Source organism: Spirosoma aureum (assembly GCF_011604685.1).
GTDB lineage: Bacteria > Bacteroidota > Bacteroidia > Cytophagales > Spirosomataceae > Spirosoma > Spirosoma aureum.
In genome coordinates this window covers 5,745,877-5,761,402 of sequence record NZ_CP050063.1, presented here as the reverse complement: position 1 = coordinate 5,761,402, position 15,526 = coordinate 5,745,877, and the positions used below count along the sequence as shown (strand labels likewise).

The window sequence follows — 15,526 nt, the reverse complement described above, 5'->3', positions numbered from 1 at the left end:
CGTAAATCGTAATTTGTACATCATAAATCAAAACTTATTGCCTGCGTGATACACATTGGCAACATACAATTACCCGATTTTCCGCTGCTGCTGGCTCCCATGGAGGATGTCAGCGATCCGCCGTTTCGGGCGGTCTGTAAAGCCAACGGTGCCGATCTGATGTATACCGAATTTATCTCGTCGGAGGGATTAATTCGTGATGCCGCCAAAAGCGTGCAGAAGCTCGATATCTTTGAGTACGAACGACCGATTGGCATTCAATTGTTTGGTTCCGACGTTGAGACGATGGGGGCCTGTGCCGAAATTGCAACCCGTGCCAACCCCGATCTGATCGATATCAACTACGGTTGCCCCGTAAAAAATGTAGCCTGTCGGGGCGCTGGTGCTGCTTTGTTGCAGGATATTCCGAAAATGGTGCGTATGACCGAAGCGGTTGTTAAAGCCACCCATCTTCCGGTGACCGTTAAAACCCGGCTTGGCTGGGACGATAATACCAAAAACGTAGGCGAAGTTGCCGAACGCTTGCAGGATATTGGTATTAAAGCCCTGACCATTCATGGTCGGACCCGTGTTCAGATGTACAAAGGCAATGCAGACTGGACGCTTATTGGCCGTATCAAAGACAATCCGCGCATTCAGATTCCGATTTTCGGAAATGGTGATATCGATTCGCCGGAGAAGGCGCTGGAGTATAAAAATCGGTATGGTGTAGATGGCGTCATGATCGGACGTGCCAGCATTGGCCATCCCTGGATTTTTGACGAAATCAAGCATTATGCCCGAACGGGTGAGCACCGACCTGCCCCGACTGTGGCCGATCGGGTGGCCGTTTGTCGCCAGCATTTAGATTTTTCGATTCGCTGGAAAGGTGAAATCGTAGGACTCTTTGAGATGCGCCGTCACTACGCGAACTATTTCAAAGGGTTGCCCGATTTTAAGCCGTACCGGTCCCGACTGGTAACCACCGATTCATACGCGGAGCTTGGAGCAATTCTGGACGAGATTCAGGAAAATTACATTCCTGAGCTTGTATGAGCTAGCTTCCTGTAAAACGTAGGCCCCACAGATTGAGAGTCATTCAATCTGTGGGGCCAATATATTCTTATTTCTTCAAGAGAAAAGCTAGCGTTTTAAGCCGGATACCTCCCGCTCAGATTCTGCCCAGGCGGTGTTGAGTGCACCCAGAAAGGTTTCGGGTTGTTGAGCCCCCGAAACTGCGTATCGACGGTTAAGCACAAAAAACGGCACACCGCGTGCGCCAACTTGCTGGGCTTCATAAATATCGTGTTGAACCGCTTCTGCATACTGGTCGCTTTGAAGCAACTGCTCCACAGCGGTAGCATCCAGGCCAATATCAGTGCCCAGTTCGAGCAGCGTGTCGTGATCGGCGGTGTTGCGACCTTCGGTAAAATAGGCACGAAATAATCGCTCTTCGGCGGCATCGCCCAGGCCATTTGCTTTGGCCAATTGAATCAAGCGGTGAGCGTCAAACGAATTGGCCACAACCGCTTTATCGAAGTCGTATGATAAGCCAACTTCGCTAGCCATTGCCGTTACACGGTCATTCATCTGCCTGGCCTGCTCAAGGCTCCATCCTTTTGCCTCCGATAAATATTCGTTTATAGTCTTGTCGGGATCAGTTTTCATGGCAGGATTAAGCTGAAAACTCTTCCAGACAATGTTTACCTGATCTTTATGAGGAAACTCGCTCAGTGCGCGCTCGAATTTGCGTTTGCCGATATAACAAAACGGGCACATGACATCACTCCAGATTTCTACTTCCATCTTTTTGAATCATTTAAGCGATTAAGTCGCTATATGTAGCTGTAGAAAATAGAACTACGATGGATTAACTCTTTTTGGCGATCTCAGGTTCGATTTGCTGCCTGGATAGCTGTCACTTATCAATCGGATTTCCGCGCCCAGATCAACCCATAATCCATTTGGGTCGCAATGTTCTCGGTCGTTGGTTCCAGACCTGCTTCTGTAAACCAGTGCCGGTATTCGGCCCGACTGTAGGCCCGACCTTTGGTATTCCAGAATAACTGAGCTGAATAGTCCGTAACGGGAAGCGGTCCATCCAGCGTATCGTTCAGGAAAGCGTCGTGAACCCATAGCTCACCACCGGGTCGAAGGGAAGCTGCAAAGCGGTTAGCCAGCAGTTGGCAGGTTGACGTTGGCCAATCATGGAAAAGGCTGGCTGCCAGCAACAGGTCGGTCTTTGGAAGCTCATCCGTAAGCATATCACCGGGTAAGAACGTTACCCGCTCCCGGAGCGTTTCCACGCCTGATCGATCACTTGCCGTAAGTTCGTCCAGCAGCTCACTGGCTACTGCCAAAACAGCTGGCCGGTCGAGTATCGTGGCCGTTGAAGAAGGGTTATTCAGGAGCCATTCATAGGTATAAAAGCCTGTTCCACCGGCTACGTCCAGCAGATGCCCTTCGCGTCTGGAGAGCTTGGCGGCAACAATAGGCGATAGCCGTCTGGCACGTCCGGCCAGGCCGAGGGTGAGTGTCCGGGCTAGTTCCTGATTGTCCATTGGTGAAGGACCTTCCCCTTCCTTGACGAAGGAAATACCCTGAGGAGCATCCAGTGGACCGTCATTTTTAAGCCGGTTAACCATTTCGATGACACCCGGATCGTCTTTTTCCAGACCCACATAACCGGTCAGGTTCGGGTTATGATCCTGTAGCAGGTAGCGGCCCAGTTCGGTAATGCTTAACTCCCCCGACGCATGACAACGGAGCATATCCATGGCACACAAAGCCGGGAACAGTACCATAGCTGGACGTTCGCTAAGCTGGAGTCGCTCGCTTAACTGGGTTATTGGAAGCGGGCCGTTTCGTAAATGGTCGAAAACGTGCAAATGGCTAACGGCAGCAATGAGTAATCGTGAGCCAAACATGGCCCGTAAGTGACGGGTAATCGGAGCCAGGTCAGGCTGGGAATCGTTGAGCATTGGTATACTGGATTATCTGACCATTCTACAGCCAGCGCGAAGGCCAAATATAACGGCTGTCCGAATTAGATGGCTATAAATAGAGCGCTTATTCATTGCCTGATAACCGAACTTACTGCTAAATCAGGCCGTTCCCTTTACTAAGAAAGATTAATACGTAAAACGCTCCTTGCCGGCTGGGAAGCCACCTGTGCAAATTGAAAACTAACTCTTTATGACGCCAACGTCTACTCAGGAATCAAGTATTACGGCAAAAAAACACCCACTACTCGCCTGGATTCTTCTTTTTGTGCTGGCACTGGTTTGGGGTAGCTCCTTTATTCTGATCAAGCGAAGTCTGGTAGCTTTTCCGCCGGAGCAGGTAGCTGCTGGTCGTATTTTCTTCGCGTTTTTGTTCTTTAGCCCATTTCTGGGAATCCAGGCTCGTAGTATTGACACCCGGCAATCGGTTCGAAATCGGTGGGGCGCTTTATTGGCGGCAGGGTTATTGGGCTATCTGATTCCCGCTTTTTTATTCGCCGAAGCCGGGGCACACCTGAACAGCTCACTCGCTGGCGCATTAAACGCGCTTAGCCCATTGTTTACGCTCCTGATCGGCGTATTGTTTTTTGGTCGTGTTCTTCGTCTCTGGCAGGTTGCCGGGATTTTGCTTGGCCTGGGTGGATCGATCCTGCTAATATTTTATAGTGCGACAGGATCATTTTCGATAAATGGATATGCTCTGTTAATTGTGCTGGCAACGCTTTGTTATGGCACAAACATCAATATCATTGGTCGATACCTGAGCCACATGCCTGCGTTGGTGTCAACTGCCTGGTTATTTGCCTTCGTTGGACCAATGGCTCTGTTAACCCTGCTGACGACTGATTTTTTTATAAGGGTAACGTTACCAGTTTCAACGCTATCGCTGGCCACGCTTATCTGCCTGGGAGTGCTTGGGTCCGGTGTGATGTCGGTAATTTTTAATAGGATTATGCAACTGGCTTCGCCGTTGTTCGCGTCATCGGTGACGTATCTAATGCCGGGCGTGGCACTGATGTGGGGTGTTCTCGATGGCGAAACCATCTATGCGGTGCAATTTGCGGGTATGGGTATTTGCCTGTTGGGAATTTGGTTGATTAATAAGTCTTGAGGAAATGTTTATGGTTTGTGGGATACTGTTTATAGATTAGCCGCTCAGGAAACAGTAATAGGCCCCAATCCAACTACTTTACTTTGTTCCATGTACCAAACTACGCTTAACAACCAAAACGTAACCATTGATTTCACGGCGGCTGGTCCCACACTCAATGGCGAATTTTTTGTCTGGGATTTAGTAAAACTTTCGGATCGGGTCGTTCATATTTTACACCAGAATCGGTCTTATACAGCCGAAATTCTGGACCTGAACCCGGCTGATAAATCCGTTCGATTAAAGATCAATGGTCATATCTACCCGGTTCAGCTAAAGGATCGGTTCGACCTTTTGCTCGAAAAAATGGGTATGGCCAGTGCCGCTGCCACCAAAGTTAATGATCTGAAAGCACCCATGCCCGGACTAATTGTTGGGGTGAATGTTCAACCGGGCGATACGGTCAATAAAGGTGATAGCTTACTGATTCTGGAAGCCATGAAAATGGAAAACATCCTGAAAGCCACTGGTGAAGGAGTCATTAAAACCATTCGGACCAACAAAGGAGACCGGGTTGAAAAGGGGCAGGTCTTGATCGAATTTACCTAAAGCATAGCACAACCTGAAAGAGTCCAATGTGGTGCACAAAGTAAAACCACGCGCAAAACTCCAGGCTTCATGCTCCATGCCCCACGCTTTTTTCTTATCTTTGCCCGCAAAATTTTCCCTCATGACACCTTCGACGAACTATAAACGCATTCTGCTCAAACTGAGTGGAGAGGCATTGGCGGGCCCTAATGGTTACAATATTGACCCGGTTGTGCTGGAAAGATACAGCCGTGAAATTAGGCAGGTAGTAGATTTAGGCGTTCAGGTAGCCATCGTGGTCGGCGGAGGCAACATTTTCCGGGGCGTTTCGGGTGAACGGTCAGGCATCGATCGCGTTCAGGGCGATTACATGGGTATGCTGGCAACGGTTATCAATGCAATGGCTATTCAGAGTTCGCTCGAAAAACATGGTATGTATACCCGTGTGATGTCGGCCATTAAAATGGAGCAGGTCTGTGAACCGTATGTACGTCGGCGGGCTGTGCGTCACCTCGAAAAAGGGCGTGTCGTCATCTTCGGTGCCGGAACCGGCAATCCTTACTTCACAACAGATTCCACGGCAGCTTTACGGGCCATTGAAATCGAAGCCGACGTTGTGCTGAAAGGCACTAAAGTTGATGGCGTCTACACGGCTGATCCGATGAAGGACAAAACAGCCACCCGGTATACGAGCATCACCTTCGATGACGTTTACGAAAAGAAACTGAATGTGATGGACCTGACGGCCTTTACGCTGTGTCAGGAAAACAATCTGCCGATTATTGTCTTTAATATGAATGAGACGGGTAGTTTGCTCCGGCTTGTTCAGGGTGAAGATGTCGGAACGCTTATTACGGCTAAATTACCAGAAGAAACAGTCTAAAATAGTTTACAGTTTACCGTTTATAGGTATAATGGCTATCAACGCCAGTGACTGTAAACGGTAAACTTAAAAAGCTGAAAACTCAGAAAATGGAAGAGATCGAGCTATACCTCGACGATGCAAAAGATACGATGGAAAAGGCGCTTAAGCACCTGGCCATCGAATTGACCAAAATCCGCGCTGGAAAAGCAAATGCCGGTATGCTCGACGGCATTCAGATCGAATATTACGGAATGCTGTCGCCGTTGCATACGGTAGCGTCGATCAATACGCCCGATGCCCGCACGATCGTTATCAAACCTTTTGAGAAAAAGCTCATCGGGGAAGTTGAGAAAGCAATCCGAAATTCAAACCTTGGTTTGAATCCCAACAACGATGGTGAACAGATTCGACTGAGCATTCCACCGCTGACCGAAGACCGGCGTCGCGATCTGGTCAAAAAAGTAAAGCAGGAAGTTGAAACGGCTAAAATCAATGTCCGTAACATCCGCAAAGACACGAACGACGACATTCGCAAACTGGTTAAAGATGGTGTATCTGAAGATGCCGTGAAACAGGGCGAAGAGCGTGTTCAAAAGTTGACCGATGCCTTTATTGCACGGGTTGATGAGGTGTTTGTGGCGAAAGAAAAAGATATTTTGTTAGTATAGATCCGGTTGATTTATCGACAGCAAAAGAGCCGGTCATCTCAATGGGTGATCGGCTTTTGTTTGGAACGAAGTACGGAATTGATTCTTGAATCGGATTCGTTGAGAAGTTTACCAGTCAACCATAAAGTGCTTCCGAATCAACCTATTGACTGAGTTGGTCGGCCGTTTCTCGCGACGACAGGGTACTCAATACCTTTTGCGCCTGTAACACATGCCGCTGTTCGTGGGCAATCAGAAACCGGAACGTATCCCCCAAACTCAGCTTTATCCAACTGGCAATAGAAATCGGGATGCGTAGTTTGCCAATGTCGATATGTTGCGCCCGTTCGAGCAGGTTTTGCAACTGCGCCTGTTGCCGGGAAAATTCGGTCAGAATATCCCGTGGATTCAATTGTGCATCAGGTGTGTGATTTTTGACCGCTTTCATTTTTAATCGAATGGCTCCATCTGCTCCAGGGCGCATTGATTCAGCAAAATAATTGCCCAACCAGCCACTACTGAAAACATCCTTTGCCGTAAGGTTATGCTGCTCGCCGGTCTGGATGGCTTTTTCCATCAAGGGAATATAATAAAGGCCGTAACTATTCAAATGCTCAAGGCATTGTGCGATGCTCCATTGCGCAGGCGTTGGGGCCTGGAGCAACCGGGCATCGGATAAACTATAGAATTCCTGCCCGGCAATCTGACGGAGCTGGCTTACATCTTCCTCCAGATCAAGGAGCAACGTTTTACTAGTGAAGCGTGGCATAGTCGGTTGATTTATAGCACAAACGTAGCTGATCCGAGAACAAAAAATCTTGGCGTAGACCAAGATTTTTGTTAATAAGTGAGTTTTATCATAAGCTAATTAAGAATCAATTCGTCTATTCACAAGTTGCTGGTAGCTAAGTTTAGCTGCCGGATAAATGAATATAAAACCATCGTTGATATTCATAATTTTTGCTTTGCTTCTGTTTTAGTACAGATCATAACCGAACCAATTTCAATAACTTACTGAACGTAGCAGGATCTAATCCAAGGTAAGACGCCAGGTATTTTTGCGGAATAAGCTGCAATATGTGCGGACTCCGGGTCAGCAAAATCCGGAATTTTTCTTCGGCAGTGAACGTCGCCAATTCAATTTGTCGCTCCAGAAGCCCGGCTAAAACCTGAGCCGAAGCCAGTCGTACCCAACGCTCAATTCGTGGGTATTCGTCAAGCAGACGGGTGAAGTCAGGATAAGAAATACGGAGTAGCTCACTGTTCGTCAGCGTTTCGAGGTAATACCGGGAAGGCTGCTGGAGTTGAAACGAATCGACGACACCCGAGAAAGAACCCGTATAGGAAAAGACCAGCGTCGTTTCTTTCGTGTCTTCGCTCAGGTAAAATGCCCGTTGCACACCATCCTCCACAAAATAGAGATAATGCTCAATGTCTCCGGCGCGGGTCAGTACGGTTTTACGCTTATAGCGAACCGGATGCCAGCAATTAGCGAAGGCATCCCACTCGTCGTCGTTTAGAGGGTATGTTCGGAATACGGTTTTTTTGAGGGCGTCTTTTTCCAAGGTTTCGGGAGGTTAGGAAATTGAAATAGGCCTTTCGCCTGGAGCCGTACCACGGTTACTGGTACTACTTGTAATAACCACCGTCCGCAGTTGCGTTGGCACGGCTCCAGGCGAAAGGCCTATGAATATAAGGAAGGTGTGGAAAGTATCCGATAATAAGCCCATTTTTCATTGTTACACGATGCACATACGCCTACGAGTCGATAGGCAGACTGGCAAAATAGTGAGGTCTTTCCGCCGTTTTGGTACAAAGCCTTATCTTTGGGCTACGTACTAGTTTACTTTATGAACCAACCAACCCTATTTCAACGCCTTCGCCCACACCTGATCGCTGTGCTGGCTCTTTTGGTGCTGGCTATAATCTACTTCTCGCCAGTGCTGTCAGGCAAAACCTTATCGATGGGCGACGTTCAGCAAGCGTCTGCGTCGGCTCGCGAAATCCGTGAGATAACGAAAGAAACGGGCGAAAAACCCCTCTGGACCGATGCTGTTTTCAGCGGTATGCCGGGTTATATGATCGATTACAATTACCCGTACATTCTGATCTATAAAGCCGTGATGAGTGTCGTCAATGTGTTGCCAAACACGGCCAGCATTGTGTTCATCGTCATGTTGAGTATGTATATTCTGCTCGTTGTGATGGGCTGCAACGCGTGGCTCTCGGCACTCGGTGCTGCTGCCTATGGCTTTGGTACGTTTGGTATCGTTAGTCTCGAAGCGGGACACGTTTCCAAACTCTTTGCCATGGGTTACGGAGCGGGTATGCTGGCGGGTGTAATTCTGGCTCTGCGCGGACGATACTGGGTTGGAGCCGCTTTGATGGGGCTCTTCCTGAGCATGGAGTTTGGCGCGAACCACATCCAGATTACCTATTATCTGTTCATGACCATTGGGTTGTATGTACTCATCGAAGGAATTGCCCTTATTCGGGCAGGAAAGGGACGCCAACTGGCCCTTGGTCTGGCAACCTTAGCCATTGCAGGTGGGCTGGCTGCGGGTAGTTTTGGAAAACGCTTGCTCATTCTAAATCAATACACGAAAGAAACAATTCGTGGCCAATCGGAACTAACGGCCAAAACAACGAATCCAGATGGCAAAACTCCCAGCAGCGAATCGAAAGGAGGTCTGGATAAAGATTATGCGTTTCTGTATAGCTATGGCAAGGCCGAGACATTGACACTGCTCGTTCCGAATGTTTACGGTGGGGGATCGGCTGGCGGATTGACAACGGATTCGGAATTTTATAAAGCGATGACGAGCCGGGGTGTCGACCCCGCATCGGCTAAACAAATGGCTGAATTGGGCGCGCCAACCTACTGGGGCGATCAGCCAATATTAGGTGGGCCGGCTTATGCAGGAGCCGCTCTGCTCTTTCTGTTTGCGCTGGGCATGTTCGTTATTCCGGGGGCAATTCGCTGGTGGCTGTTGAGTGCGGCTGCGCTGATGATTATGCTGGCCTGGGGTAAAAACCTCCTGTTTTTTAACGAATTGCTATTTGATAACCTGCCTTATCTGAACAAGTTCCGGGCTATGACAATGGCGCTCTGTTTGGCACAGCTATTTCTGGCGGCCGGAGCGGTTTTGGGCATTCAGACCATTGTGAACCAAAAACTGACGCTGGCTCAACTGCGGCAACCGCTCCTGATCAGCCTGGGGCTAACGGCTGGTGTGGCGCTTATTCTGGCTGTGCTGGGCGGTACATTCTTTACGTTCCAGAAACCTAATGACGTCGATATCCTATCCCGTTATTTTGGCGAAGCGGCTAAAGATTTTCAGGCGGCACTCATTAGCGACCGGCAGAGTATGTTGCGTTCTGATGCGTTCCGGTCGGTTATTCTGATCCTGTTGGCTGCCGGAACGTTATGGCTGTTTTTGACCAATAAAATCAAATCAGTCGTATTTTATCCGATCCTGTCGGCAATTGTCATATTCGATTTGTTTTCGGTTGATAAGCGATTCCTGAATAATGCTGATTTTGTGCCCAAAGCACAGGTCGCAACGATCTTTGAACCGACTCCAGCCGATCAGCAGATTCTTCAGGATAAATCCCTCGGTTTCCGGGTCATGGATCAAACCGAATCGTTCATGGAAAGCAACCGGGCTTCCTATTTTCACCGCTCGATTGGTGGTTATAACACAACCCGATTGCGTCGTTATAATGAGTTGATGACGTTCGCGCTCCAGCCTAATTTCCTGAATATCCTGAATATGCTGAATGCGAAGTATGTTATTCGGCCCGGAGAAACGAATCCCGCCAATCCGCAGCAGGCACCAGCCGGACCAATCGCTTTGCCAAATCCAAGTGTATTGGGAGCGGCCTGGTTTGTTAAAACAGTCCAGCAAGTCGGTAATGCCGATGAAGAAATGGCCGTTATGCAAAAGCTCAGCACGCGCGATTCGGCCGTGGTCGATAAGCGATTTGCTGCTGAACTCGGTAATCTGCCCGCCACGATGGATCATACGGGCAGCACGATTGAATTGACAAGTTATCGTCCCGATAAATTGATCTATCAGGCGAATGCCGTTCGCGATGGTTTAGTGGTGTTCTCGGAAGTGTACTATCGGGGCCATGAAGACTGGCAGGCGTTTATCGACGGTAAGCCAGCTCCCCACCTTCGGGCCAACTACGCTCTCCGTGCAATGCGTGTTCCGGCCGGAAAGCATACCATCGAGTTCCGGTTTGAGCCACCACTGGCCAAAACCGGTGATATGATCGACCTGATTTGCAATGTGTTATTGATTGGGTTGATTGGATTCGTTGCGTTCAGGGAAGGGCGTAACCAGCGTACAGAGCCAGCACCTGCGCCTGAACCTACTGTACCACCCACTTCGGAACCAGTGAAACCTGCTTCGAAGGCGAAAACTCGATAATGCATGTAACTGCCTGATTATAAGTTTATTGCTATGGAAATCGGTCGGTCTGGATGATAGAAATCACGCTATCATTCAGACCGACCGATGTTTTGCTAACTGGGGTACTGCATACTAGACGGTTGGCTCTGGTTCCACTTTGGGAGCTGCCGACTTACCAGGTTTCCGAGGGCGGGTCATGCCGTAAGAGCCTCTTGCAATTTTTCCTTTGCGTGACTTTATATCGCCTTTTCCCATAGCTCTAACTGGTTTAGTTTTATTTTTTCTTTGACGGGTAATAGTTAAAGATACGGCAATTTTTTGATCCTTACTAGTTAAGCTATTCACGTCCGTGTATTGGCCCTTCTATATATCGATCGATCTGGATACCGTAGAATAGGCAGATGGCAAAAAAGAAGCGGGTTATTACAACGAGGAACCTTTTAAATGAGTCCCTGAACCTGAACTCATAATCTTTAGTCAATATATGAAGCGAGTATTTTCTTTAGGATTTCTTCTGCTTGTCTTTTTTAGCTGTGATAAGAATACGGTGAAACCAGCTATTGTTGAAATGCAGATTGCCGACCATCAGCAGGACTGCATGGGTGTGGCTCCCCAAAAATGTTTACTCGTTAAAGTAGACAATGATACCAGCTGGCAACTTTTTTACGGGAATATTGAGGGGTTTTCGTATGAAGCTGGATTCGAATATAAATTGCTTGTCAAACGAGAGAAAATCGACAATCCGCCAGCCGATTCGTCAGATCTACGGTATAGTTTGGTCAAAGTGGTTGAAAAAAATAAAACGTAACACCCAAATTTTTAGTTGGATTTCGTACCCTCTGCCTGGGTGAACTCAGGTTGAAACACAACTAAAAATCAGGAAAGAGACATTAATTTAGCCGTCGTGCCTCAACGCCTTCTACTGTAATTTTAACCGGCTTAATGGCCCCTTTCTCATCAAAATAGAGCCGGTCAATACAGGTTTCGCGGTGATTGCCATCGGTTTCCGTTAAGGGTCGGCGGTGATAAACAATATACCACTCGTCGGTGCCGGGCACCTGAATGATCGAATGATGGCCAGCACCGGTGGCAACAGACGGGTCTTGCTGAAGAATTTTCCCTACCCGCTCGAACGGGCCAAACGGCGAGTTTGCCACCGCATAGGCTACGGAATAATTAGGGCCTGTCCAGCCTCCTTCCGACCACATAAAATAATACTTGCCATTACGCACGAACATCGTGGGGCCTTCCACGTAATTTTTCGGCGTAATTTCCCGAAAGAGAGTGCCGTCGGAGAAAGGAAGAAAACCCGTAAAATCGTCTTTTAAGCGAGCAATGTTGCAATGCCCCCAGCCGCCATACAGCATGTAATACTGGCCGTCTTTATCTTTGAAAACAAACTGGTCGATCGGCTGGGCTCCGTTACGGATCTGACCAATGAGGGGTTTGCCCAGGTAATCCTTGAAGGGTCCGGCCGGATTGTCGGCAACGGCAACACCAATGCCACCGATCTCTTTCTGCTCATCGTGAATATCGTTCGCACCAAAGAATAGAAAGTACTTTCCACCCTTTTCAATGATGGCAGGAGCCCACATAGCTCGTTTTGCCCATTTTACGGCAGTTGAATCAAGAATGCGGCTATGTTTTGTCCAGGTCACCAGATCTGGCGAAGAAAACGCATCAAAAAATATCTGTTGGTTATAGGGTGCCGAATAAGTTGGATAAATCCAGTACTGGTTCTTGAAGATAACACCTTCCGGATCAGCATACCAGCCTGGAAAAACGGGATTCCCCGATTTCTTTACAGTTGATTTCTGCGCCTGTAAAGGAATGTAAGAGAGTGTGAACAAGGAGAGAAAGAGGGCGTACTTAAGAATGGACATACAAAGAGCAATTGAGGAACAAGAAAAATCGGAGGACAAAAGTAAACCTAATTCGGAATTACCAGTTCTATTGGCCGGGAGGTTTGAAACATAATCGGTGGTAATTTTAGCGATAGAAGTAGTGAAGGAGGAATCAAGGAAGGGCGTGCCACGGTTCAAAACCGTGGCACGCCCTTCCTTGATTCCTCCTTCACTAATAAGACAAACTGGTTAAATGTAAATCACAGCGTATTTCTTGCCTGGAAGCGATCGCACAAATCCACGAAACTCAAGGTTGAGGAGCAAAGACGCCAGTCGGCCCATCGGAATCTGGCTTTTCCAGCTTAGGTCGTCAATGTGTAAGTCGTTGACCTGACGCAGCAGGGCAATAATCTGACTTTCTTCTTCCGTAATGTCCACAGGCAAAGCAGGTGCAGGTGCCGAGGTTGCCCGTAATCCTGTAGTCGATGAACCGGTTTCCGGGCGATCCCAGTTGAGGGCTTCAATGATGTCTTGGGGACTGGTGTAAATCTGCGCTTTATTTTCGCGAATGAGTTTATTACATCCCGCTGAAAACGTCTGATTCAACTGGCCAGGTACAGCAAATACCTCACGATGGTAGTTATTGGCATATTCGGCTGTTATTAATGCCCCTCCCTTCGCGGCTGCCTCTACCACCACAATGGCATCACTCAAACCGGCAATGATGCGGTTTCGGGCTGGAAACAGGTGAGCATCTGGTTTTGTCCCCGGCTGACTTTCGGTCAGCAAGCCGCCCAACATCTGCATATCCTGCGCCGTTTTCTGATGTACATTCGGGTAGATAATGTCCAGACCACTCGCCATCACACCAATTGTCGGTAAGTTATTGGCCAGACTGGCACGATGGGCCGCAATGTCGATGCCATAGGCCAGCCCGCTAATGATGTAAGCGCCATACGGAGCAACCGCTTCAATGATTTCGCTGGTTATACGTCGGCCGTATTCGGTAGCCTGCCGCGTGCCTACCAGCCCAATTGTTCGGGGAGCGTTTAGATTGCCTGAGCCTTGAAAATACAGGAGGGCAGGAGCGTCGTACAGGTTTTTGAGCCGGACCGGATAGTCTTTATCGGTATAGAACAACACTGTTGCTCCCAGCTTCTCAACGCGTTTCATGAGTTGCTCGGCTTCTTCCAGAGTACCCGCCTTCAGGATAGCACGAGCCGTGACTTCGCCAATGCCGGGAACTTTCATCAGGCGAGCCAATGGAGATCGAAACACCTCAGTAGCTGAACCACAGTAACTTACCAGTTGTCGAATGAGAATACTGCCAACCCCCGGAACGAGGGTGAGGGCTAATTGGGCTTGAGTATCGGTAGGCACGAATGGTAAAAAGCTGAATTTGTATACATGAGTTGAGTCAATGATGACTTCTGCAAGCTTACTGATTTCTGGTGTTAAAAACCAGTTTAGCCGAAAAACAGACTTTCTTCCATGAATAAGTCTTTAATGCCGTTTTAATGATAGCATTCTGATAACACTAGCATCATCTTGGGGTAACGTGCAGACGGTTACTTTGTAGTCGAGAATTTATCCGTTCAATTATCTGATCATGCTTATCCATAAACCCATAGTATCTTCATCGGCTTTGCTCGTACTTTTTGCGCTGGCAGCTTGTAACAACGAAGAAAATCCAAGTGTAACAACGTCTGAAGTTGTCCTGAAAAATCAGTCCGTTACGCCGGTTTTAGCGAAGAAACAGGCTGGTTTTGAGAATCTTGAGGTGTATTCACTTATCAGTAGCGATGATAAATTAGATCAATCACCGGGCTATATCTTTGGTGGTTCTGCCGATGGAACGGGCATCCTGAAAAATACCGACGGAACCTATATGATGTTGGTCAACAATGAGGATAATTTCGCCGTATCCCGCCTGACCCTGGACAAAACCTTCAAACCCATCAAGGGTGAATACCTGCTCAACTCCGATGGGGGCATTTGGCGGCTTTGCTCGGCAACAATGGCTACCCCCGAAATTCATGGTTTCGGGCCAAAATTTTTGACCTGTGGCGAAAGCGGACAGGAGTCAAGAACCCACGCGCTGGATCCATACGGTAGTGTCGGATCGGCCAGTTTATCAAAAGAAGTGGCCGGGCTGGGCCGGTGGAGTGCCGAAAATGCCGTTCCACTTCCCAAAACAGCATTTACCGGCAAAACGGTTATCCTGATTGGTGACGACGATTCGGATACATATGGCGGCCAAGTAGCAATGTATGTGTCAAACACAGTGGGTGATCTGGAAAATGGTACGCTCTATATGATGAAGCGCACCGATGGGAACCAGAAAGAAATGGACATGAAAACCGGTACAAAATACCCGGTTGAGTTTGCCAAGATCGACGACCACAAAACGTTGACGGGCGATCAGATCAATCGTAAAGTAAACGATCTGAAAGCCATCAAGTTTGGTCGGGTTGAGGATGTCGATTATGGGAAAGGGAGTGATGTTGCTAAAGCGCGCGAGGTCTATTTTACCGTGACAGGGCAGGCAACTACGGGCGTAAACGCCGATTACTCGCGCTCGAAATACGGCCGGGTTTATAAATTGACGCTTGATGCCGCTGACCCAACGAAAGGCTCGCTCGAATTACTGCTGGACGGTGACGATCGGAATGGAATAGCCAAAACCTTCCAGGACCCTGACAACATTACGGTTACCGAAAACTATGCGTACATTCAGGAAGACCCGAATGGCTACGGAGACGAAACCCACGATTCGTATCTGTATCAGTATAGCTTCAAGACCGGCGAGTTAAAACCCGTACTGATGATCGACCACCGCCGGACAGAAGCAGATGCTGCCAAATATAATGTGGGTGGAACATCGGCCAAAGGTGCCTGGGAAATCAGTGGAATGATCGATATTTCAGATGTGATTGGCGTTCCGAACACGTTCTCCGTTGGTTTGCAGGCCCATTCCTGGCGGGACGAAAAATACAAGAAAGTAGATGGAGGTTCTAAACGGCCCGACGAAAACCAGGGCAGCCAGCTAGTGATTATTAAAGGTTTAGCACGTTAGCCCTCGTTTTTTAGAAG

15 protein-coding genes are annotated in these 15,526 nt (G+C 48.4%); 8 read left to right on the top strand and 7 right to left on the bottom strand.

Translation table 11 applies throughout. The annotated features are described in order from the left end of the window. Nucleotides 1-45 precede the first annotated feature (45 nt). Complete coding sequence (dusB, locus tag G8759_RS22900; RefSeq protein ID WP_167213031.1) at nt 46-1,035, top strand: tRNA dihydrouridine synthase DusB; 990 nt, start codon at nt 46-48, stop codon at nt 1,033-1,035. An 87-nt stretch (nt 1,036-1,122) separates the two neighbouring features. Here the strand turns inward: dusB and G8759_RS22895 are convergent, their stop codons facing one another. Then, entirely contained in the window at nt 1,123-1,785 is a 663-nt protein-coding gene (locus G8759_RS22895) for a DsbA family oxidoreductase (RefSeq protein ID WP_167213027.1), read from the bottom strand. A 119-nt stretch (nt 1,786-1,904) separates the two neighbouring features. Then, the gene (locus tag G8759_RS22890) at nt 1,905-2,960 is read right to left on the bottom strand and encodes a methyltransferase (RefSeq protein ID WP_167213024.1); all 1,056 of its coding nucleotides are present in this window, start codon (nt 2,958-2,960) and stop codon (nt 1,905-1,907) included. A gap of 214 nt (nt 2,961-3,174) precedes the next feature. On the opposite strand from G8759_RS22890, the gene G8759_RS22885 reads away from it, so the two are divergent. From G8759_RS22885 to frr, 4 genes are all read left to right on the top strand, one after another. After that, entirely contained in the window at nt 3,175-4,092 is a 918-nt protein-coding gene (locus G8759_RS22885; protein WP_167213021.1) for a DMT family transporter, read from the top strand. Between the two features lie 90 nt (nt 4,093-4,182). Next, nucleotides 4,183-4,680: an acetyl-CoA carboxylase biotin carboxyl carrier protein subunit gene (locus G8759_RS22880; protein ID WP_167213017.1), complete on the top strand. Its 498-nt coding sequence runs from the start codon at nt 4,183-4,185 to the stop codon at nt 4,678-4,680. Between the two features lie 121 nt (nt 4,681-4,801). Continuing rightward, nucleotides 4,802-5,542 carry a UMP kinase gene (gene pyrH, locus G8759_RS22875; RefSeq protein ID WP_167213014.1) on the top strand — a complete coding sequence of 247 codons (741 nt, stop codon included), beginning with the start codon at nt 4,802-4,804 and terminating at the stop codon, nt 5,540-5,542. An 89-nt stretch (nt 5,543-5,631) separates the two neighbouring features. Continuing rightward, the gene (gene frr / locus G8759_RS22870; protein ID WP_162388154.1) at nt 5,632-6,192 is read left to right on the top strand and encodes a ribosome recycling factor; all 561 of its coding nucleotides are present in this window, start codon (nt 5,632-5,634) and stop codon (nt 6,190-6,192) included. A 142-nt stretch (nt 6,193-6,334) separates the two neighbouring features. Here the strand turns inward: frr and G8759_RS22865 are convergent, their stop codons facing one another. Beyond that, the gene (locus G8759_RS22865) at nt 6,335-6,940 is read right to left on the bottom strand and encodes a DinB family protein (RefSeq protein ID WP_167213010.1); all 606 of its coding nucleotides are present in this window, start codon (nt 6,938-6,940) and stop codon (nt 6,335-6,337) included. 217 nt (nt 6,941-7,157) lie between these two features. Beyond that, a complete protein-coding gene (locus G8759_RS22860) occupies nt 7,158-7,736 on the bottom strand; it encodes a Crp/Fnr family transcriptional regulator (protein WP_167213007.1) in 579 nt (192 codons plus the stop codon). A 285-nt stretch (nt 7,737-8,021) separates the two neighbouring features. Here G8759_RS22860 and G8759_RS22855 point away from each other — a divergent pair, with 285 nt between their 5' ends. Continuing rightward, nucleotides 8,022-10,607: a hypothetical protein gene (locus G8759_RS22855; RefSeq protein ID WP_167213004.1), complete on the top strand. Its 2,586-nt coding sequence runs from the start codon at nt 8,022-8,024 to the stop codon at nt 10,605-10,607. Between the two features lie 114 nt (nt 10,608-10,721). Here the strand turns inward: G8759_RS22855 and G8759_RS22850 are convergent, their stop codons facing one another. Beyond that, nucleotides 10,722-10,844, bottom strand: a complete 123-nt coding sequence (locus G8759_RS22850) for a 30S ribosomal protein THX (RefSeq protein ID WP_162388161.1) — start codon at nt 10,842-10,844, stop codon at nt 10,722-10,724. A 229-nt stretch (nt 10,845-11,073) separates the two neighbouring features. On the opposite strand from G8759_RS22850, the gene G8759_RS22845 reads away from it, so the two are divergent. After that, entirely contained in the window at nt 11,074-11,397 is a 324-nt protein-coding gene (locus G8759_RS22845; protein WP_167213001.1) for a DUF4377 domain-containing protein, read from the top strand. 82 nt (nt 11,398-11,479) lie between these two features. Here the strand turns inward: G8759_RS22845 and G8759_RS22840 are convergent, their stop codons facing one another. Both G8759_RS22840 and dprA read right to left on the bottom strand, forming a co-directional pair. Then, nucleotides 11,480-12,472 carry a glycoside hydrolase family 43 protein gene (locus G8759_RS22840; protein WP_167212998.1) on the bottom strand — a complete coding sequence of 331 codons (993 nt, stop codon included), beginning with the start codon at nt 12,470-12,472 and terminating at the stop codon, nt 11,480-11,482. A gap of 210 nt (nt 12,473-12,682) precedes the next feature. Continuing rightward, nucleotides 12,683-13,813, bottom strand: coding sequence for a DNA-processing protein DprA (dprA, locus tag G8759_RS22835; protein WP_167212995.1), 1,131 nt, complete (start codon nt 13,811-13,813; stop codon nt 12,683-12,685). 229 nt (nt 13,814-14,042) lie between these two features. On the opposite strand from dprA, the gene G8759_RS22830 reads away from it, so the two are divergent. Continuing rightward, nucleotides 14,043-15,509: a hypothetical protein gene (locus G8759_RS22830; protein WP_167212992.1), complete on the top strand. Its 1,467-nt coding sequence runs from the start codon at nt 14,043-14,045 to the stop codon at nt 15,507-15,509. Nucleotides 15,510-15,526 lie beyond the last annotated feature (17 nt).